The organism is Streptomyces sp. NPDC001832 (assembly GCF_040297265.1).
GTDB lineage: Bacteria > Actinomycetota > Actinomycetes > Streptomycetales > Streptomycetaceae > Streptomyces.
This window is the reverse complement of the sequence record NZ_JBEOYU010000017.1, coordinates 88,951-107,599: the sequence shown is the minus strand read 5'-3', so window position 1 is coordinate 107,599 and position 18,649 is coordinate 88,951. Positions and strand designations below refer to the sequence as shown.

Below are 18,649 nucleotides of genomic sequence, written 5' to 3'. Positions count from 1 at the left end.
CAGTAACACCACCGCAAGATAATCCGTACACCAATGATTGACGTACGGATCATTTAGAGAGCCCGCGCTCGCCGCCTCCTCTCTCGGTGTCCTCCACCCCTTCGACGCTAGGAGGCCATATGCCCGTGACTCCTGATCCTCTTCGCATCGCCGTCGTCGGCGGCGGCATCGGCGGACTGGCCGCGGCGCTGGCAGTCGCCCGCTCCGGGCACCACGTGACGCTCGTGGAACGAGCCGTCCAGTTCGGCGAGATCGGAGCCGGCCTGCAGCTCGCCCCGAACGCCTCTCTCGCACTTGAGGAACTCGGCGTCCTCACGGCTGTCCAGCGCACCGCGGTTGCCCCACCCCGGCTCGTGATGATGGACGCCCTGACGGGAGACCAGATCACCTCCCTCGACCTTCGCGGCGCGGCCTACACCGAGCGCTTCAAGCATCCCTACCTGGTCACACACCGCACGGATCTGCACACCGCGCTGCTGACCGCTTGCCAGGAACACCCTGCCGTCACACTTCGCACAGGGCACACCGTCACCCACATCAAACAGGACGCATCCGGGGCGCACCTGCACTTCGCCGAATCGTCGGCGATCCTGACCGCGGACGCGGTCGTTGCAGCGGACGGCCTGCATTCACGTCTGCGCCAGGCTCTGGTGGGCGATGGGGAACCGGTCTGCTCCCGTTACGTGGCCTTCCGCGGGGCTCTGCCGACCGAGAAGATGACCGGCCGGATGTCGCAGCATGCCGCTTCGGAGGCGGTGATGGTGTGGGCCGGGCCCCGCATGCATCTGGTGCAATACCCCGTGCGGCGCGGGGAGCTGTACAACCAGGTCGCCGTCTTCGAGAGCGACCACTACACGGCGGACTCCGACGACTGGGGCACCGAGGCGGAGCTCGAGGAACGCTTCGCCGGCACCTGTGAGGCCATACGCGACGCTCTGCCGCTGGTGTCGCGCGATCGGCGCTGGCCCCTGTACGACCGCCTGCCCATCGACAACTGGGTGCACGGCCGGATCCTGCTTCTCGGCGACGCCGCCCACCCGATGCTGCAGTACCTGGCCCAGGGAGCCTGCCAGGCACTGGAAGACGCCGTCGCCCTGGGACAGGCACTCGGCCGGTTCCCCGACCCGGCCGACGCCTTCGCCGCGTACGCCGCCCAGCGCCGCGAGCGGGCAGCGCGTATCCAGACCAACGCCCGCCGCTTCGGCGAGATCTGTCACCTGGAGGGCATGGGAGCCACCTTGCGCAACGTCCTCCTCTCGTCCCGTACGCCTGACGACTTCGACGACATCTCCTGGGTGTGGACACCGGCCGCAGCCGGCGTTCCTGCCCTGTGAGCCCGCGACCAAAGGAGGAGACGATGACCGACGAACTCGCCTACAAGGCTTTGGAGGGGCTGGGTGCCGCGCCGCTGTGGAGCTTCTACGGAAACCTGTTCCCCGCCCAGCCGCGCAGCCGTGCAGTGCCCTACCGCTGGAGCTGGCAGGAACTGCGCCCGTACCTGCTGCACTTCTCCAAGACCCTCTCGCTGGAGGAGGCCGAACGGCGGGTCCTCATGCTGGTCAACCCCGGCCTGACCAACCCCCCGGCCACCGTCAACACCCTCTATGCCGGCCTGCAGATCATCCTGCCCGGCGAGACCGCGCAGGCGCACCGGCACACGTCCAACGCCTTCCGCTTCATCCTGGAGGGAAGCGGCGCATGGACGACGGTCAACGGCGAGCGGGTCTTCATGTCCCCCGGCGATCTGCTGCTCACTCCGGGCTGGCACTGGCACGACCACACCCATGAGGGCGAAGAGCCGATGATCTGGCTCGACGCTCTCGACTATCCGCTCGTCAATGCTCTGGAAGCCGGCTTCTACGAGCAGTACCCCCAGCGTCTCCAGCCTGTCACCCGGCCCGACAACGCAGGCAGCAGACAGTTCCTGCACGGCCGGCTGACCCCCGTCTGGCTCTCCCAGGACGGGCCCAACTCCCCCGTCACCCGCTACACCTGGCAGGAGACGCATCGGGCCCTGAAAAGCATCGCCGATACCGCCGAAGGAAGCGATGTCGACGGCATCGTCCTGGAGTACACGAATCCGTGGACGGGCGGTCCGGTGATGCCCACCATCGGCTGCCGCATCCAGCGTCTGCGCCCCGGCTTCCAGGGATCCGGACGCAGGCACACGGCCTCCACCATCTTCAGCGTCGTACGCGGTGAGGGGGCCACGATCGTGGACGGCGTGCGGCTGGAGTGGTCCGAGAACGACACCTTCGCCGTGCCCGGCTGGGCGTCCTACCGGCACCTGAACGCCTCCTCCTCGCAGGACGCCGTCCTGTTCTCGTACAGCGACGAGCCCGTCATGCGCTCCCTCGGCCTCTACCGCACGGAAAGCGCCGACCCCGGCGCCTGATCCCCCATTCGACACCTCAGAAGGAGGCCATGATGCGTCTGGCCCTGTTCAACAAGGGGCGACTCGGACTCGTCGACGGCTACGAAATCGTCGATGTGACCGAACAACTCGCCGGCTCCAGCACTCCCGGTGCGGCCGGTGCGCTCCACCAGCACATCGAGACCGCCGCCCGCGGCGGCGCGACAGAAATCGACCTCGCCGGCCGCGCACGCGTCCCGCTCGCCGAGGCTGTCCTGGAAGCCCCTCTGCCACGCCCCGGCAAGATCGTCGGCGCGCCGGTCAACTACCTCGACCACAAGGCCGAGATGGAGTACACCACCTCGGTCGCCGACCTCGGCGTCTTCCTCAAGGCGAACTCGTCCGTCATCGGGCCCGGCCAGGACATTCTCCTGCCTTACACCGACAAGCGCACTGACCAGGAAGGCGAACTGGGCGTCGTCATCGGACGCACCGCCACGCACGTCAGCGCCGACGACGCGCTGGACCACGTGTTCGGCTACACATGCGTGCTGGACATCACCGTCCGTTCCGGCGAGGACCGCTCCACGCGGAAGTCGTTCGACACTTTCACCCCCATCGGCCCCTGGGTCGTGACCGCGGACGAGATCCCGGACCCGGACGCCCTCGATCTGCGATGTGACGTGGGCGGCACCACCCGGCAGCGGACCAACACGGCAGACCTGATCTTCGGCGTCCGTGAACTGATCGCCTACACCTCCTCCGTCATGACGCTGCACCCGGGTGACGTGATCGCGACGGGAACGCCGGCCGGCGTGGGGCCGCTCAGCCACGGCGACCGGGTCGTTCTGGAGATCGAGCAGGTCGGTCGCCTGGAAGTGGGCGTCGACGGCTCCCGGGCCACCCCCTACGAGCAGCGTCCCGGGAGCCGGGATCGCTGACGGAACGGCCGCACGCGAGGTGGTGCCGCGCACTCGTAGACTCCTGGGCGTGTCGGCTGTCTCCTTGGCCGGCACCACCTCGGCGACGGACGAACGGAGCACTGTGGCGCGCGCACTGGATCTGCACAACTACATCGGACACCTGATCCGGCGTGCGGAACAGGTACACACCGCTCTGTGGTCCCAGCACGTGTCCCGGGAGATCACCTCCCAGCAGTTCTCGGTCCTGAACGCTCTGAGCCAGAAACCGGACATCGACCAGCGCACACTCGCGCATCTCACCTCGCTGGACCGCTCCACGGTCAATCAGATGATTCGCCGTCTGACCGACCAGCACTACGTGAGTCAGGTGCGGGACGAAGACGACCGCAGACGAACCCTGCTGAGTCTGACCGACCAGGGAGCCGAGCTGCTCGACTCACTGATCCCTCCGGCGGAACGGGTCAACGAGCAACTCTTGAGCTCACTCCCCGCGAGTGAGCGGGCTCTGGCCGTGGAAATCCTCCGCAGAATTGCCACCATGGACGACAGGTCGTTCCACGACGAGGCGTAACGCCCGGTAAGGGCTGCCTCGGCGACGGCCGACTCGGCGCTCGGACATCCCGCGTATCAACGACAGGCACGAGATGCTCCAGGCCCCGGGTCCGGATGAGGAGTCACATCTTGCCTCACTATCGCATTCCTGAAGCAGCCCCGCCCGGCCTGCGGCAACAGCCGCAGCCCCGCTTGGCCACCGGCACGGGTCCCGTCATCGGCCGCGCCCTGCAGATCCTCGGCTCCTTCACTGCCCAGCACCCTCATCTGTCCCTGAGCGAGCTGGCCCGCAAGGCCGGCCTGCCGGTGTCCACCGTGCACCGCATGCTGGGAGAGCTTCTCGCCTGGGGAGCCCTCGAACGGGACGAGCACGGGCGCTACCGCGTCGGGCTGCGGTTGTGGGAGGTCGGGTCCCTGGCGCCCCGTACCCAAGGGCTGCGTGAGCGCGCGCTGCCCTACTTGGAGGACCTGGCAGCCCTCACACGCGAGAACGTGCAACTCGCTGTCCGTGAAGAGTCGGAGATCGTCTTCGTGGAGCGCATCGGCTCCAGCAGCGCCGTTCCCACGCTGACACGCGTGGGCGGGCGGCTCGCCATCACGGCTACCGGCGTGGGACTGGTCCTGCTCGCCCACGCCCCGGCTCATGTGCAGGAGGCCGCACTGGCCCGACCGATTCAGCGCCACACCCCCTTCACCCTGACCGACAGCGGTCAGCTCAGGAGGGTCCTCGCGCAAGTGCGGACGCACGGCTACGCGGTGAGTGACCGGCAACTGTCTGTCGACACCCTCTCGGTCGCGGCACCCGTCACGACCGCCGTCGGCGAGGTCGCGGCCGCTGTCTCCCTCGTCGTCCGGCACGGATCCATGCCAGTGGGAGCACTGGCGGATCTCGTCCGAGCCAGCAGCCGGGCTATCTCGCGGGTACTTCACACGCCTGTTTCCTGAGGTGCACGCGCCCGCCACGATTGCTTTCCCGGCATACGGAAAAGGCCCTGGCCACCGGAGGCCGGTGCTCGGAACATGTCTGCGCCGACAGCCGAAGTCACCACAGGCCATTTATCCCTCTTCGGGCTCCGTCAGCCATACCGCAGTCGACAGTGGAGTGCCGCCATGTACATGTCTTTCAGTCGCGTCGCCGCTCAGCGAGTCGTCCGATGAGCGGCTCTTTGCAAGAGGCCCTGGACACGGGTCGCATGAGCCGCTTCCAGTGGCGCGCAATCGTGATCTGTGTACTTCTCAACACCCTCGACGGATTCGACGTGCTGGTCATGTCCTTCACTGGGAAGACGATCTCCGGCGAGTGGCACCTGGATTCCGGCACGCTGGGACTTCTCCTCAGCAGCGGTCTGGCCGGTATGGCTCTGGGCGCCCTGCTCGTCGCCCCCTGGGCGGACCGGATCGGGAGAAGGCCCATCATCCTCGCCGGGCTGATCGTGGCGGCGGTCGGGATGATGCTCTCCTCAGCCAGCCAGAACTGGCAACAGCTGGGAACGCTACGCCTCGTGACGGGTGTCGGGATCGGCGCCGTTCTCGCCTGCAGCAACCTCATCGCCGACGAGTTCGCCTCGCAGCGCTGGCGCGGCCTCGCCGTGAGCCTCAACTCCACCGGCTATGCCGTCGGCGCAACAGTCGGCGGCCTCTCATCCGTGGCACTCATCGACCACTACGGGTGGCGGTCGGTATTCCTGGCCGGCGGAATAGCCACTCTGGTGGTCGTACCGCTCACCTTCTGGTTCCTCCCCGAGTCCCTTGACTTCCTCATCACGAGGAGACCCAAGAACGCCCTGGGCAGGGTCAACGCGCTCGCGCGCCGGATGGGACATCCCGAGCTCACCGCGCTTCCCGACCCGTCCCAGGCCGAGCGCTCCCGTCCGGCCGGGTTCCGTCCACTGCTCGCAGGGGAGCTGCGTCGCCCCACCCTGACGCTCTGGGCAGCCTTCTTCCTGGTGATGGCGGCCTTCTACTTCGTCACCAGCTGGACGCCAACGCTGCTGGTGGAAGCCGGCATGTCCTCGAACCAGGGCTTGACCGGCGGCACACTGCTCAACCTGGGCGGCATCTTCGGAACGGCACTCCTGGGTGCACTGGCCGCGCGCTTCGCCCTGATCAGCGTGCTGCGGACCTACCTCCTTCTGGCAGGAGCACTGGTCACAGCGTTCGCAGCCTCCACCGACGTGCTCGTCCTGGCCTTTTCCCTCGGTGCGATCATCGGCGTCGCTGTGAACGGATGCATCGCCGGCCTCTACGCCCTCACACCGGGCGTCTACTCGACGCAGCTCCGCGCCACCGGCGTGGGAGCGGCCATCAGTATCGGTCGCGTGGGCGCCATCGTCGCCCCCTCCGTGGCGGGTTGGCTGCTCCACTCCGGCTGGACACCACGGGGGCTTTACGTAGCCACTGGTGTTGTGTTCGCCACAGCGGGCCTGCTCCTGTTCACCATGCGCGCGAAGCAGCCCGGAATGAGCGCCGCAGCCAAGGCGGAGCCTGCCCGCTCAACTGCATAGCGTTCCAACGACCCGGAGAAACACGCGGAGACGTCTTCAGATGCTGACGCGTCTGAGGACGTCGTCGCAGACACCTGCACCTCGCCCGACGACGGCCGGCGTCCTCTTCGCGATGCGCTCCCCACTTGAATCACAGGGCCGTCGGCCGTTCCGGACGGTGCGGTTGGCCGACGTCGCGCACGAGGTCCAGGCCGAGTACGCGGTCCAAATGGGCGAAGGTCTCGAACTTGGCGCCGGGCGGTACATCGGACCGCTTCGCCATATCGGCCAGCAGATTCAGTACGGCGGCGACGTCGAGATCCTCGACGAGCGCCGCATGCGACTGCCGCAGCAGATCGGCAGGGATCGGCCTGGACGGCTCCTGCGCCCAGTCGGCCACCTGTCGGCGCCACTCCCGCAGTGTCCGCCGGGCGTCGGCCATCGCTCCACCGGTGACCGTGACCGGCGTGCCGTAGGGCCGGCCGAGCAGCAGCAGACGCACGGCGAGCGGATCGGCGGTTTCCGGTACGAGAACGTCCGGCCGGTCCGGGGAAAGAAGGTGACCGGGATCGGGGACGCCTTCGTCCAGCGGCGCCGTGCTGACCTGCCCCACATCGATCCGGACCCCGCCCATGACGTCGTCCTTTTCGGTGCCCTGGGCGACCACATGTACGTCGGCGGGGCCGCCGAGTGCCGCATCCGGATGGCGGGTTCCGACGACGACGGGCGGATGGATGCCGAGCACCGCCATGACGCGGTCGAGCGCCTGGGACTGATCGTGCGTCAGGTCCGGGGTGGTGAGGACCGTGACGACCTGCAGGCCGTTCAGCTCCGCGATGCGCGCCAGTACGTCACCGATCAGCGGCACACGCAGGTAGACCGGACCGACCCCGGTGCCGATGGCCGGCAGGTGGACGCAGCTGCGCAGCAGGTGGCGCGGTGCGGCGGGGACCTCCACGAGGTGGCCGGTGCGGTTGTCGACGATACGCAGCATGGTCGGAGGCTAAGGGCTGTCCCGTAATCCGTGGTGGATCAGCGCGCCGCGCCCGTTGCCGGACGGGCTCGGCATGCCCGGCCCGTCCGGCGCGTTCACGGCAGTACCGCCACCCCGTCGATCTCGACCAGGGCCTGCTCGTCCCAGAGCCTCGCCACGCCGATGACCGCCATCGCCGGATAGTCTCGGCCCGCCAACTGCCGCCAGATCCGGCCGAGTTCCCCGGCATGGGCCCGGTAGTCGGCCACGTCGGTGGCGTACACGGTGACCCTGGCCAGGTCCGCGGGGGAGCCGCCTGCCGCGCGCAGGGCGGTGAGCAGATTGGTGAGCGCCGTCGCGAACTGCTCGGGCAGGAGGGTCCCGATGACCTTGCCGTCCTGGTCGAGGGCGGTCTGCCCGGCCAGGAAGACCAGTCGGCCGCCGGTGGCCGTGACGGCGTGCGAGAACCCCGCGGGCGGTGACAGTTCAGCAGGGTTGATCCGGTGGACCGGACTCATGCGGAAGCCTCCCGGTTCGCGTACAGCTCCTTGGCGATGATCGTGCGCTGGACCTCGCTGGCGCCCTCGTAGATCCGTGGGGCGCGGACCTCCCGGTAGAGGTGTTCGAGGAGGTGGCCGCGGCGCAGGGCGCGGGCGCCGTGCAGCTGGACGGCGGTGTCGACGACGTACTGCGCGGTCTCGGTGGCGTACAGCTTCGCCATCGCCGCACGGCGTGGCACGCCCGGCTCGCTCCTGTCGTACGCAGCGGCGGCCGCGTACACCAGGAGCCGGGCGGCCTCGGTACGGGTGGCCATCTCGGCGACCTGGTGGGAGACGGCCTGAAGTTCCTTCAGCGGGCCGCCGAACGCGGTGCGCCGGGCGGTGTGCGTCACCGTGGCGTCGAGGGCGGCGCGGGCCATGCCGACGGCGAACGCGCCGACGCTGGGGCGGAACAGGTTGAGGGTGTTCATGGCGACCCGGAAACCGCGGTCCGGTTCGCCGAGCACATCGTCGGGGGTGACCGGGACGCCGTCGAAGACCAGGGCGCCGATGGGGTGCGGCGAGAGCATGTCGAGGGCGGTGCCGGTCAGTCCGGGGCGGTCGGCGGGGACCAGGAACGCGGTGACGCCACGTGATCCGGCGCCCTGGGTCGTGCGGGCGAAGACGGTGTAGAAGTCGGCTTCGGGCGCGTTGGAGATCCAGCACTTCTCGCCGGTCAGCCGCCAGCCGTCGGGGGCGCGTTCGGCGTTCAGGGCGAGGGCCGCGGCGTCGGAGCCCGCGCCCGGTTCGCTGAGTGCGAAGGCGGCGACGGCGCGGCCCGCGCGCACCTCGGGGAGCCAGCGTTCGCGGTGGGCCGGGGTTCCCGCCCGGACCACGGGGTGGGTGCCGAGTCCTTGGAGGGCCAGTGCGGTCTCGGCCTCGGTGCAGCCGCGGGCCAGGGACTCGCGGAGCAGGCAGAGGTCGAGTGCGCCGGAGTTCAGCAGCCGGTCCAGGAGGCCGGCCTCACCGAGTGCGGCGATCAGGGGCCGGTTGACGTGGCCCGGGTCGCCCTTTTCGGCGAGGGGACGCAGTTGCTGCTCGGCAAGGGCCGTCAGCTCTTCACACCAGGCGGTTTGTGCCGGATCGAGCGAGAATGCCGTCATACCGGCGCCTCTCTTGTCGGTGTCCGAGGTGCCCACGCGGGCGCCTTTCGTCTTCTCGTCTTATCGCGGACCGTTGACTACCGTCACCCAAACGATACGCTCCAGAGGCGACAAGGGGGCGATCCGTCATGGACCCGAAGACCTCAGCGCACCTCGACACCTTCGCCAGGGAGCACCTGCCACCTCCGGACCAGTGGCCAGAACTGCTCTTCGACCTTCCCGAACTGCGCTATCCGGCCCGCCTCAACTGCGCGGCCGAACTGCTGGACCGTACGGCCGACCGCTTCGGCCCCGGCCGCCCCGCCTTCCGTACTCCCGACGGCGGAGTCTGGAGCTACGGGGAGCTGCGGGACCAGGTGGACCGGATCGCTCATGTCCTCACTTCCGGCCTGGGTGTCGTCCCCGGCAACCGCGTCCTGCTGCGCGGCCCCACCACACCCCATCTGGCCGCGTGCTGGCTCGCGGTGCAGAAGGCGGGCGCGATCGCCGTCACGGTGCTGGCCCAGCAGCGGCCAGCCGAACTCGCCACCATCTGCTCGATCGCCCGGGTGAGCCACGCGCTGTGCGACATCCGAACGGTCGACGACCTGGCGAAGGCGCAGGTGCCGGGGCTGCGGATCACGGCGTACGGAGGTGATGCCCCGGACGATCTGCTGCACCTGGCCGAGGCCAGGACGGGGCCGTACCGCCCCGTGGACACGGCGGCGGACGATGTCGCGCTGATCGCGTTCACCTCGGGCACCACCGGGCGACCCAAGGGCTGTATGCACTTCCACCGGGATGTGCTCGCCATCGCCGACACGTTCTCGCGCCATGTCCTGCGCCCGACGTCCGACGACGTGTTCGCGGGCAGTCCGCCGCTCGGCTTCACCTTCGGGCTCGGCGGTCTGGTGGTCTTCCCGCTGCGGGCCGGTGCCAGTGCCCTGCTGCTCGAACAGTCCGGCCCGGCGCAGCTGCTGCCCGCACTCGCCGCCCACCGCGTCTCGGTGCTGTTCACCGCGCCGACTGCCTACCGCGTGATGCTCGACCACATCGACAAGCACGATCTGACCGCGCTGCGGCGCTGTGTCTCGGCCGGCGAGAACCTTCCGGTCGCCACCTGGCGGTCCTGGTACGAGCGGACGGGCGTGCGCATTATCAACGGCATCGGCGCCACCGAGCTGCTGCACATCTTCATCTCCGCCGCCGACGACGCGATCCGCCCCGGCACCACCGGAGTCCCCGTGCCCGGCTGGCAGGCCCGGGTGCTGGACCGCGAGGGCAGACAGGTGCCGGACGGGGAGCCCGGACTCCTCGCCGTACGCGGTCCGGTCGGCTGCCGCTATCTCGCCGACGAGCGCCAGCGGGACTATGTGGCGCACGGCTGGAATCTCACCGGCGACACCTATGTGCGTGAGCCGGACGGCTACTTCCGTTACGTCGCCCGCGCCGACGACATGATCATTTCCTCCGGCTACAACATTGCCGGCCCCGAGGTCGAGGACGCCCTGCTGCACCATCCCGCGGTGGCCGAGGCCGCGGTGGTGGGCCGGGCCGACGAGCTGCGCGGCCAGATCGTGGTGGCCTACGTGGTGCTGCGCGACGGCGCGGAGCCGTCGGCCGAGGAGCTGCGCACGTACATGAAGAGCGAACTGGCTCCGCACAAGTGCCCGCGCGTCATCGAGTTCGTGCCCGCACTCCCCCGCACCGCCACGGGGAAACTGCAGCGTTTCCGGCTGCGGGAGGACTGAACCGGAATATGCGGGTGCTTCGCTCCACGCGCACGCTCACCCCAGAGTGAGCCGCGGCTTCGGTGCGTCCGTGCGGCCCGTCGGCGGGGTGCGGCTGCCCGCGCGGTACGGAAGCGGCCAGGGCGCGCCCGGTCCGCCGTAGCCCTGGTCGGCCGCGGCGTGCAGCGTCCAGTGCGGGTCGTAGAGATGGGGACGCGCCAGGGCACAGAGGTCGGCCCGGCCCGCGAGAAGCAGTGAGTTGACGTCGTCCCAGGAGGAGATCGCACCGACCGCGATGACGGGCACGCACAGCGTGTTACGGATCCGGTCGGCGTACGGGGTCTGGTACGAGCGGCCGTACTCCGGGCGCTCGTCGGGGACGACCTGACCGGTCGACACGTCGATGGCGTCGGCCCCGTGTGCGACGAAGGCGCGGGCGATCTCGACGGCGTCCTCGGCCGTCGTGCCGCCTTCGGCCCAGTCCGTGGCAGAGATCCGGACGGTCATGGGCCGGTCGTCGGGCCAGTCGGCGCGGATCGCGTCGAAGACTTCGAGTGGGAAGCGGAGCCGGCCCGGCAGTGATCCGCCGTAACAATCGGTGCGGTGGTTGGTGAGCGGCGAGAGGAAGCCGGACAGCAAGTAACCATGGGCGCAGTGGAGTTCGAGAAGGTCGAAGCCGCAGAGGTCGGCGCGCCGGGCCGCCGATACGAACTGTTCGCGTACGGCGTCGAGTCCGGCCCGGTCCAGGGCGTGCGGGACCTGGTTGACGCCGCCCACGTACGGGATCGGGGAGGCGGCGGTCAGCGGCCAGTTGCCGTGGTCGAGGGGCTGGTCGATGCCTTCCCACATCAGTTTGGTGGAGCCCTTGCGCCCGGAGTGGCCGAGCTGGACGCCGATGGCCGTACCGGGTGCGCTCGCATGGACGAAGTCGGTGATCCGGGTCCAGGCGGCGGCCTGTTCGGGGGTGTAGAGGCCGGTGCAGCCGGGAGTGATGCGGCCCTCGGCGCTGACGCACACCATCTCCGTCATGACAAGCCCCGCACCACCGAGCGCGCGTGCGCCCAGGTGGACGAGGTGGAAGTCGCCGGGGACGCCGTCGGCGGCCGAGTACATGTCCATGGGTGAGACGACGACGCGGTTGCGGAGTTCGAGACCGCGCAGTCGCAGCGGGGTGAACATCGGCGGGGTGCCGGGGGCACAGCCGAACTCCTCCTCGACGGCGGCGGTGAAGGAGGCGTCGCGCAGCCGCAGATTGTCGTGGGTGACGCGGCGGCTGCGGGTGAGGAGGTTGAAGGCGAACTGGCGGGGCGGCTGGTCGACATAGGTGCCGAGCTCCTCGAACCAGCGCAGGCTGGCCGCGGCGGCCCGTTGGGTCGACTCGACGACCGGCCGGCGCTCGGCCTCGTACGCGGACAGCGCACCGGGCAGATCGGGCTGTTCCTCGATGCAGGCGGCGAGCGCGAGGGCGTCCTCGACGGCGAGTTTGGTGCCGGAGCCGATGGAGAAGTGCGCGGTGTGGGCGGCGTCACCGATGAGGACCGTGTTGCCGTGCGACCAGCGGGCGTTGACGACCGTACGGAAGGTGAGCCAGGCGGAGTTGTTGGAGCGCAGCGGTCGGCCGCCGAGCGCCTCGACGAAGATCTTGGCGCAGCGTACCGCCGACTGCTCGACGTCGCAGGTGTCGAATCCCGCGGCCCGCCACACCTCCTCGCGCATCTCGACGATGACGGTGGAGGCGTCGGTCGAGAAGGGGTAGCCGTGGAGCTGCATCACCCCGTACTCCGTCTCGGCGATCTCGAAGCGGAAGGCGTCGAAGGCGAAGTCGGCGGCGAGCCAGATGTAGCGGCAGCGGTGGGTGGTGAGGCGGGGGCCGAAGATGTCGGCGTGAGCGGCGCGGGTGAGGCTGTGCACACCGTCGGCGGCGATCACCAGGTCGTACGCGGCAGCCAGCTCGGCGGCCGGCGGGGCCTCGGTGCGGAAGCGGAGCCGTACGCCGAGCAAGTCGCAGCGTTCGTGCAGGATCTCCAGGAGCCTGCGCCGGCCCAGCGCCGCGAAGCCGTGGCCGCCGGAGGTCTGGGTCACGCCGCGGTGGACGATGTCGATGCCGTCCCACCGTACGAATTCGTCCTGGAGTGCCCGGTGGACGACGGGGTCGGCGTGCTCGATGCCGCCGAGGGTCTCGTCGGAGAGGACGACGCCGAAGCCGAAGGTGTCGTCGGGGGCGTTGCGCTCCCAGACGGTGATGTCGCGTTCCGGATCGAGACGCTTGAGCAGGGCCGCGGCGTAGAGCCCGCCGGGTCCGCCACCGATGACCGCGATCCGCTTCACGCTGGTCCGCTGCGCGCCGGGTGCCGTCGCGGCGGTCCGGATCGCACCGGCCGCCGTCACAGCGGACGGCCCGGTTCCGGTCGCGCTCGTGTCGGGCGGCATCGCGCTACCGGCCTTGCCACTTCGGCGGCCGCTTCTCGGCGAACGCGGCGTGGAATTCGGCGTAGTCGTCGCCGTGCATCAGCAGGGCCTGGGTCGCGGCGTCCATCTCGACCGCGGCGGCGAGCGGCATGTCGAGTTCGGCGGTGAGTAGCGCCTTGGTCTGGGCGAGGGCGAGGGCGGGTCCATCGGCGAGGCGGCGGGCGAGCGCAGCCGCGCGCGCATCGGCCTGGCCTTCTTCGGTCAGCTCGCTGATCAGTCCGATCCGTTGCGCCTCCGGTGCGCGAACCTGTTCGCCGAGCATCAGCAGCCGGGTGGCATGGCCGAGGCCGACGACGCGCGGCAGCAGATAGGCGGCGCCCATGTCACCGCCGGAGAGTCCCACCTTGGTGAACAGAAAGGCGAAGCGGGCGGACGGGTCGGCGATCCGGAAGTCGGCGGCCAGCGCAAGAACCGCACCAGCACCTGCGGCCACGCCGTGTACGGCGGCGATGACGGGGAAGGGGGTTTCACGTAGGGCCCGCACCACCTGCCCGGTCATGCGGTTGAAATCGAGGAGCTGGGCGGTGTCCATGGCGAGTGTCGCGCCGATGATGTCGTCGACATCTCCGCCGGAGCAGAAACCGCGGCCCTCCCCCGCGAGCACCAGAGCCCGCACGGTGCGTTCACGGGACAGTTCGGCGAGCAGGTCGCGCAGGTCGGCGTAGGCGCCGAAGGTGAGCGCGTTGAGTTTCTCGGGCCGGGCGAGGGTGACGGTGGCAACTCCGTCATTCGTCGTCAGCCGCAGATGACGCCAGTCATCCGTACGGGGGGCGGAGCTGGGAAACGGGCTCATGGAGGGGTCCCCTTCAGCCGTCGGGCCGCTACCTGCAACCGAACTTATCACTCATACGTGACTCCCGTCACGAGCGCGCAATAAGCGGAGCGTGAGAGCGTAGTGCCGAACGTCCCCTCCATGTCGGACAGAACCGCCTCGTCCGCATCGTTTCACTTCATAAGGTTGAAATTCGGAATTATTGAGCTCCAGAATCTTCGCGATCTCACCGGAACGGAACCATGCTGTGCTCTCCGATGTCCCCCTCCCCGCCTCCTGGCGGATTACCCTGCCGCATTCGACGGTGGCCGTACCAGTGGCCCGCGCTCTGATCCGTACGGCACTGGCGGACATCGATGCCGCGGCCGATTCCGACACCGCCGAACTCCTCACCGCCGAACTGGTCGCCAACGCCGTGGAGCACACCCGCAGCGATGAGCCCATCGAGCTGGTGGTGGAGCTCCTGCCGAGCGGCTGCCAAGTGGAGGTGCACGACCGCGATCCGGTTTCGCCGGGCGATCTCTCCCATCCGAAGCCCGGCAGCGAGCCGGACCCCTGGCAGGAACACGGCCGGGGTCTGCTGCTGATCCGTACGCTCAGCTCGTCCTGTGGTCACCGCACGACGGAACACGGCAAGGCGGTGTGGTTCACCCTGCCGTCCCGTACGCCTCAGAGGCTGCCGGGCGACCTCTGATCGGGCGGACGCCTCGGCGCCGGCCGACCGCCCACTCATCGACCGGCGTCGACAGCGGCCAGCCGGGAGCGGCTGCGTCCGTAGAAGGCGTACACCGCCGCGCCGACCATCAGGAAGACGGCGAACTGCACCCAGGTCGCCCAGCCCGTCCCGTACATCAGATAGAGGCAGAACGCGACGCCCAGGAGCGGGCTCAGCGGATAGAGCGGCACCCGGAACGAGCCCGTCACCTCAGGGTTGCGGCGGCGCAGCACGATCACCGCGATGTTCACCACGACCATGATGGCCAGCGTGCCGATGGTCGTCAGGTTCACCACCACGTCGAGCGACGAGAAGGCTGCCGGGATCGCGAAGAGGACAGCCACGATCCAGGTGTTGGCGACCGGCGTCGCCGTCCGCGGCGAGACCCGCTCGAAGACCCGCGGGATCAGACCGTCGCGGGACATCGACATCAGAATGCGGGTCTGCCCGTACATCGCCGCGAGCACGACGGATGCGATGGCGGCAATCGCTCCGAAGGCGATGATTCCACCGCCGACGTTCGAGCCGGTGACTTGGTCGACGACGATCGAGAGGGCGGCCGGCTTGTCGGCGACGGCCTGGGGGCCGAGGGCGCCGATGGCGGCGAGCGCGACGGCGCAGTAGAGCAGGGTGACCAGGCCGATGCAGACCATGATCGCGATCGGAATGTTCCGCCGCGGGTTCTTGACCTCTTCGCCCGCAGTGGTGATGGCGTCGAAGCCGATGTAGGAGAAGAAGGCCAGCGACGCACCGGCGGTGACCCCGCTCACCCCGTGGGCGACGAACGGCGTGAGGTTCCCGTGCTCGAAGGCGGTGAAAGCGATGGCGCAGAACATGATCAGAATGGCGATCTTGAGGATCGCCGTCGCGGTGGTGGCCCCCGCGCTTTCCCGGACGCCGCGCACCAGCAGGATGGCGGCCATCATGACCACCAGGACCGCAGGCAGATTGATCACTCCGCCGTCGCCGGGCCCCGCCGAGAGGGCCGCGGGCAGCTGCCAGCCGAACAGGCTGTTCAGCAGCTCATTGACGTACTGGCTCCAGCCGACGGCGACCGCGGAGACCGAGACTCCGTACTCCAGCAGCAGACACCAACCGACGAGGAACGCGACGCGTTCCCCGAGGGTCGCGTAGGCGAAGGAGTACGAGCTGCCGGACACCGGGATCGCGCTGCCCAGCTCGGCGAAGGAGAACGCGGTGAAGACACAGGTGATCGCGGCGAGCACGAAGGACAGCACGACCGCGGGGCCCGCTTTGGCGACACTGTCGGAGAGGCCGACGAAGATACCGGTGCCGACGACGGCACCGACACCGAAGCACACCAGCTGGAAGAGCCCCATGGTGCGCTTGAGGCCGTGCCCCTCCAGGTCGGCGCCGGACTCGACGATCAGCTGGTGAGGGCTCTTGATGCGTGGCCCGGAGGGGCGCAGGGAGCTCGATGGGCGCAGCGGACTCACGGGGGCGGTCTCTTCTCTGGTGGAGCACGTGGGGGGATGCGCGTCCGGGGCTTGCGGGGGAGCTCCGGGCGCTGGTGATACAAGAAAACGGGGTTCGAGCTCGCACGCTCGAACCCCACCAAGAGACGACATATTAGCCGTCGTCGCGCATGTTCACCCAATCGGGTGCATGACCATGCAGCAGTCAGCTTGCGGCCGCCAGGGTTGCCACCAGCACGGCCTTGATGGTGTGCAACCGGTTCTCGGCCTCGTCGAAGACGACCGAGTGCGTGGACTCGAAGACCTCGTCGGTGACCTCCAGCTCCGTCAGCCCGTGGGCGGCCTCGATCTCGCGCCCGACCTCGGTGCCGAGGTCATGGAAGGCCGGGAGGCAGTGCAGGAACTTCACGTCGGCGTTGCCGGTGGCGCGCAGGACGTCCATGGTCACGGCATACGGCGCGAGGGCCTGGATGCGCTCGCCCCAGACCTCCTTGGGCTCACCCATGGAGACCCAGACATCGGTGGCGACGAAGTCCGTGCCCTTGACGCCCTCGGCGATGTCTTCGGTCAGAGTGACGGTCGCACCGCTGGTCTCGGCCAGCCTGCGGGCCTCGGTGACGATCTCCTCGGCCGGCCAGTACGACTTCGGCGCGACGATCCGCACGTCCATGCCCAGCAGGGCGCCGGTGACCAGGTAGGAGTTGCCCATATTGAAGCGGGCGTCGCCGAGGTAGGCGAAGACGATCTGCTCCAGCGGCTTCTCGCTGTGCTCGGCCATGGTGAGGACGTCGGCAAGCATCTGGGTCGGGTGCCAGTCGTCGGTGAGTCCGTTGAATACCGGAACGCCGCCGTACGCGGCCAGCTCCTCGACGACTGCCTGGCTGTCACCGCGGTACTCGATGCCGTCGAACATCCGGCCGAGGACGCGGGCCGTGTCCTTCACCGATTCCTTGTGCCCCAGCTGCGAGCCGGAGGGGTCGAGATACGTCGTGGACGCACCCTGATCGGCGGCCGCCACCTCGAAGGCACAGCGGGTGCGGGTCGAAGTCTTCTCGAAGATCAGCGCGATGTTCTTGCCGCGCAGCCGCTGCACTTCGGTCCCCGACTTCTTGGCGGCCTTGAGCTCGGCCGCGAGGTCGATCAGGCCGCGGAACTCCTCGGCCGTGAAGTCCAGCTCCTTGAGGAAGTGGCGGCCTGCGAGGTCTATGGCCATGGGACTGCTCCTGGGTCGGGGTAGGGATCGCACATACAGTGACTCTGGAAGTCTATACGACACCATGCATCGCTATACGAAGCCTCTCGCCAGGCAGTCCACCACTACACCGGATCACGCACCACGGGGCAGCTCATGCAGCGGGGGCCTCCCCTGCCCCGGCCCAGTTCGCTGCCACGGATCTCTATGACCTCGATGCCCTCCTTTCGCAGATAGGTGTTGGTGGTGGCGTTGCGCTCGTACGCGACGACGACGCCCGGCTCGACGGCCAGCACATTGCAGCCGTCGTCCCACTGCTCGCGCTCGGCCGCGTGCACATCCTGGGTGGCCGTGAGGACCCGGATCGAGTCCAGGCCCAAGGCGTGCGCGATCGCGTCGTGCATGTGCTCGGGCGGATGGTCGGTGACCTTCAGGTCCCTCGGCCCTTCACCGGGCTCGATGGTGTACGAGCGGAGCATCCCCAGGCCCGCGTACTTGGTGAAGGTGTCGCCGTCGATCATCGTCATGACCGTGTCGAGATGCATGAACGCCCGGCGCTTGGGCATGTCGAGCGCCACGATCGTATGCGCCGAGCCGGCATCGAACAGTCCGCGGGCCAGCATCTCCACCGCCTGCGGGGTGGTGCGCTCGCTCATCCCGATGAGCACGGCGCCGCGACCGATGACCAGTACGTCGCCGCCCTCAATGGTGGAGGGGTAGTCGTGCTGCCCCTGAGACCAGTGATGGAAGACGCCTGCGTCCGGGCCGGTGAAGAGCGGGTGATGGCGGTAGATCGCCTCGAAGTGGACGGTCTCGCGCTGCCGGGCCGGCCAGCGCATCGCGTTGATCGACACCCCGTCGTATATCCAGGCCGAGGTGTCCCGGGTGAAGAGATGGTTCGGCAGCGGGCCGAGCAGAAAGTCATCCAGGTCCATGACATGGAAGCGGACGGAGGTCGGCTCACTGTGCCACTCCAGGAACTCCCGCTTGGTCATCCCGCCGACCAGCGCCTCGGCCAGTTCGGCGCTGGGCAACTCCTCGAAGGCGGCCCGCAGATGCTCGGTGGCGAGCGGGCCGTACTCCTTCTCCTCGAAGACCCGGTCCAGGACGAGCCGCCTGGCCACCGGGATCTCCAGCGACTCACGGAGCAGATCGCCGAAGAGATGCACCTCCACTCCGCGGTCGCGCAGCACGTCCGCGAAGCCGTCGTGCTCCTGGCGGGCGCGGCGCACCCAGAGCACGTCGTCGAACAGGAGTGTGTTCTTGTTGCTGGGGGTGAGCCGCTTCAGTTCAAGATCGGGGCGGTGCAGGATGACGCGGCGCAGCCGCCCGGCCTCGGAGTCGACATGGAATCCCATGTCTCCATCCTCACCGTGCGGAGCGCCGTTCACCCGGCGAATCGCCAGCGGATTTCCGTGGATCCCATCGGA

Annotated in this window: 16 protein-coding genes; 8 read left to right on the top strand and 8 right to left on the bottom strand. The window is 68.9% G+C overall.

What is annotated here, in order from left to right:
• Nucleotides 1-119: 119 nt before the first annotated feature.
• From ABT115_RS16410 to ABT115_RS16385, 6 genes are all read left to right on the top strand, one after another.
• Complete coding sequence (locus ABT115_RS16410; RefSeq protein ID WP_351789535.1) at nucleotides 120-1,334, top strand: FAD-dependent monooxygenase; 1,215 nt, start codon at nucleotides 120-122, stop codon at nucleotides 1,332-1,334.
• Between the two features lie 23 nt (nucleotides 1,335-1,357).
• On the top strand, nucleotides 1,358-2,395 hold the full coding sequence (locus ABT115_RS16405; RefSeq protein ID WP_351789532.1) for a cupin domain-containing protein: 1,038 nt from the start codon (nucleotides 1,358-1,360) through the stop codon (nucleotides 2,393-2,395).
• A gap of 32 nt (nucleotides 2,396-2,427) precedes the next feature.
• On the top strand, nucleotides 2,428-3,294 hold the full coding sequence (locus tag ABT115_RS16400; protein WP_351789529.1) for a fumarylacetoacetate hydrolase family protein: 867 nt from the start codon (nucleotides 2,428-2,430) through the stop codon (nucleotides 3,292-3,294).
• Between the two features lie 49 nt (nucleotides 3,295-3,343).
• Complete coding sequence (locus tag ABT115_RS16395) at nucleotides 3,344-3,847, top strand: MarR family winged helix-turn-helix transcriptional regulator (protein ID WP_351789527.1); 504 nt, start codon at nucleotides 3,344-3,346, stop codon at nucleotides 3,845-3,847.
• Nucleotides 3,848-3,957: 110 nt separating this feature from the next.
• Nucleotides 3,958-4,773 (top strand): IclR family transcriptional regulator, encoded by an 816-nt coding sequence (locus ABT115_RS16390; protein ID WP_351789524.1) that lies wholly within the window; start codon nucleotides 3,958-3,960, stop codon nucleotides 4,771-4,773.
• A 248-nt stretch (nucleotides 4,774-5,021) separates the two neighbouring features.
• Nucleotides 5,022-6,332 (top strand): MFS transporter, encoded by a 1,311-nt coding sequence (locus tag ABT115_RS16385; RefSeq protein WP_351789521.1) that lies wholly within the window; start codon nucleotides 5,022-5,024, stop codon nucleotides 6,330-6,332.
• Nucleotides 6,333-6,462: 130 nt separating this feature from the next.
• On the opposite strand, the gene ABT115_RS16380 is transcribed toward ABT115_RS16385, so the two are convergent.
• The 3 genes from ABT115_RS16380 to ABT115_RS16370 all read right to left on the bottom strand — a co-directional run bounded on the left by ABT115_RS16380 (nucleotide 6,463) and on the right by ABT115_RS16370 (nucleotide 8,926).
• The gene (locus ABT115_RS16380; RefSeq protein WP_351789518.1) at nucleotides 6,463-7,305 is read right to left on the bottom strand and encodes a hypothetical protein; all 843 of its coding nucleotides are present in this window, start codon (nucleotides 7,303-7,305) and stop codon (nucleotides 6,463-6,465) included.
• Between the two features lie 95 nt (nucleotides 7,306-7,400).
• A complete protein-coding gene (locus tag ABT115_RS16375; protein ID WP_351789515.1) occupies nucleotides 7,401-7,802 on the bottom strand; it encodes a RidA family protein in 402 nt (133 codons plus the stop codon).
• Nucleotides 7,799-8,926: an acyl-CoA dehydrogenase family protein gene (locus ABT115_RS16370; RefSeq protein WP_351789512.1), complete on the bottom strand. Its 1,128-nt coding sequence runs from the start codon at nucleotides 8,924-8,926 to the stop codon at nucleotides 7,799-7,801. The genes ABT115_RS16375 and ABT115_RS16370 overlap by 4 nt, the downstream gene beginning before the upstream one ends.
• A gap of 128 nt (nucleotides 8,927-9,054) precedes the next feature.
• On the opposite strand from ABT115_RS16370, the gene ABT115_RS16365 reads away from it, so the two are divergent.
• The gene (locus ABT115_RS16365; RefSeq protein ID WP_351789509.1) at nucleotides 9,055-10,656 is read left to right on the top strand and encodes an AMP-binding protein; all 1,602 of its coding nucleotides are present in this window, start codon (nucleotides 9,055-9,057) and stop codon (nucleotides 10,654-10,656) included.
• 36 nt (nucleotides 10,657-10,692) lie between these two features.
• Here the strand turns inward: ABT115_RS16365 and ABT115_RS16360 are convergent, their stop codons facing one another.
• Together ABT115_RS16360 and ABT115_RS16355 are read right to left on the bottom strand one after the other, a co-directional pair.
• Complete coding sequence (locus ABT115_RS16360) at nucleotides 10,693-13,065, bottom strand: bifunctional salicylyl-CoA 5-hydroxylase/oxidoreductase (RefSeq protein WP_351789506.1); 2,373 nt, start codon at nucleotides 13,063-13,065, stop codon at nucleotides 10,693-10,695.
• A gap of 4 nt (nucleotides 13,066-13,069) precedes the next feature.
• Complete coding sequence (locus ABT115_RS16355; RefSeq protein ID WP_351789503.1) at nucleotides 13,070-13,897, bottom strand: enoyl-CoA hydratase family protein; 828 nt, start codon at nucleotides 13,895-13,897, stop codon at nucleotides 13,070-13,072.
• A gap of 226 nt (nucleotides 13,898-14,123) precedes the next feature.
• Between ABT115_RS16355 and ABT115_RS16350 the strand changes: the two genes are divergently transcribed.
• A complete protein-coding gene (locus ABT115_RS16350; RefSeq protein ID WP_351789500.1) occupies nucleotides 14,124-14,570 on the top strand; it encodes an ATP-binding protein in 447 nt (148 codons plus the stop codon).
• 35 nt (nucleotides 14,571-14,605) lie between these two features.
• On the opposite strand, the gene ABT115_RS16345 is transcribed toward ABT115_RS16350, so the two are convergent.
• The 3 genes from ABT115_RS16345 to ABT115_RS16335 form a co-directional block, all read right to left on the bottom strand.
• A complete protein-coding gene (locus ABT115_RS16345; RefSeq protein ID WP_351789498.1) occupies nucleotides 14,606-16,048 on the bottom strand; it encodes an amino acid permease in 1,443 nt (480 codons plus the stop codon).
• Between the two features lie 184 nt (nucleotides 16,049-16,232).
• Nucleotides 16,233-17,240, bottom strand: coding sequence for an ornithine carbamoyltransferase (gene argF, locus ABT115_RS16340; protein WP_351789495.1), 1,008 nt, complete (start codon nucleotides 17,238-17,240; stop codon nucleotides 16,233-16,235).
• Between the two features lie 104 nt (nucleotides 17,241-17,344).
• Entirely contained in the window at nucleotides 17,345-18,577 is a 1,233-nt protein-coding gene (locus ABT115_RS16335) for an arginine deiminase (RefSeq protein ID WP_351789493.1), read from the bottom strand.
• Nucleotides 18,578-18,649: the final 72 nt, after the last annotated feature.

What these genes read in the sequence shown, in the direction of transcription:
- ABT115_RS16410 (WP_351789535.1), top strand. Translation starts at nt 120, where the DNA reads ATGCCCGTGACTCCTGATCCTCTTCGCATCGCCGTCGTCGGCGGCGGC.
- ABT115_RS16375 (WP_351789515.1), bottom strand. Translation starts at nt 7,802, where the DNA reads ATGAGTCCGGTCCACCGGATCAACCCTGCTGAACTGTCACCGCCCGCG.
- ABT115_RS16385 (WP_351789521.1), top strand. Translation starts at nt 5,022, where the DNA reads ATGAGCCGCTTCCAGTGGCGCGCAATCGTGATCTGTGTACTTCTCAAC.
- ABT115_RS16360 (WP_351789506.1), bottom strand. Translation starts at nt 13,065, where the DNA reads ATGCCGCCCGACACGAGCGCGACCGGAACCGGGCCGTCCGCTGTGACG.
- ABT115_RS16405 (WP_351789532.1), top strand. Translation starts at nt 1,358, where the DNA reads ATGACCGACGAACTCGCCTACAAGGCTTTGGAGGGGCTGGGTGCCGCG.
- ABT115_RS16365 (WP_351789509.1), top strand. Translation starts at nt 9,055, where the DNA reads ATGGACCCGAAGACCTCAGCGCACCTCGACACCTTCGCCAGGGAGCAC.
- ABT115_RS16355 (WP_351789503.1), bottom strand. Translation starts at nt 13,897, where the DNA reads ATGAGCCCGTTTCCCAGCTCCGCCCCCCGTACGGATGACTGGCGTCAT.
- ABT115_RS16400 (WP_351789529.1), top strand. Translation starts at nt 2,428, where the DNA reads ATGCGTCTGGCCCTGTTCAACAAGGGGCGACTCGGACTCGTCGACGGC.
- ABT115_RS16335 (WP_351789493.1), bottom strand. Translation starts at nt 18,577, where the DNA reads ATGGGATTCCATGTCGACTCCGAGGCCGGGCGGCTGCGCCGCGTCATC.
- argF (WP_351789495.1), bottom strand. Translation starts at nt 17,240, where the DNA reads ATGGCCATAGACCTCGCAGGCCGCCACTTCCTCAAGGAGCTGGACTTC.
- ABT115_RS16370 (WP_351789512.1), bottom strand. Translation starts at nt 8,926, where the DNA reads ATGACGGCATTCTCGCTCGATCCGGCACAAACCGCCTGGTGTGAAGAG.
- ABT115_RS16380 (WP_351789518.1), bottom strand. Translation starts at nt 7,305, where the DNA reads ATGCTGCGTATCGTCGACAACCGCACCGGCCACCTCGTGGAGGTCCCC.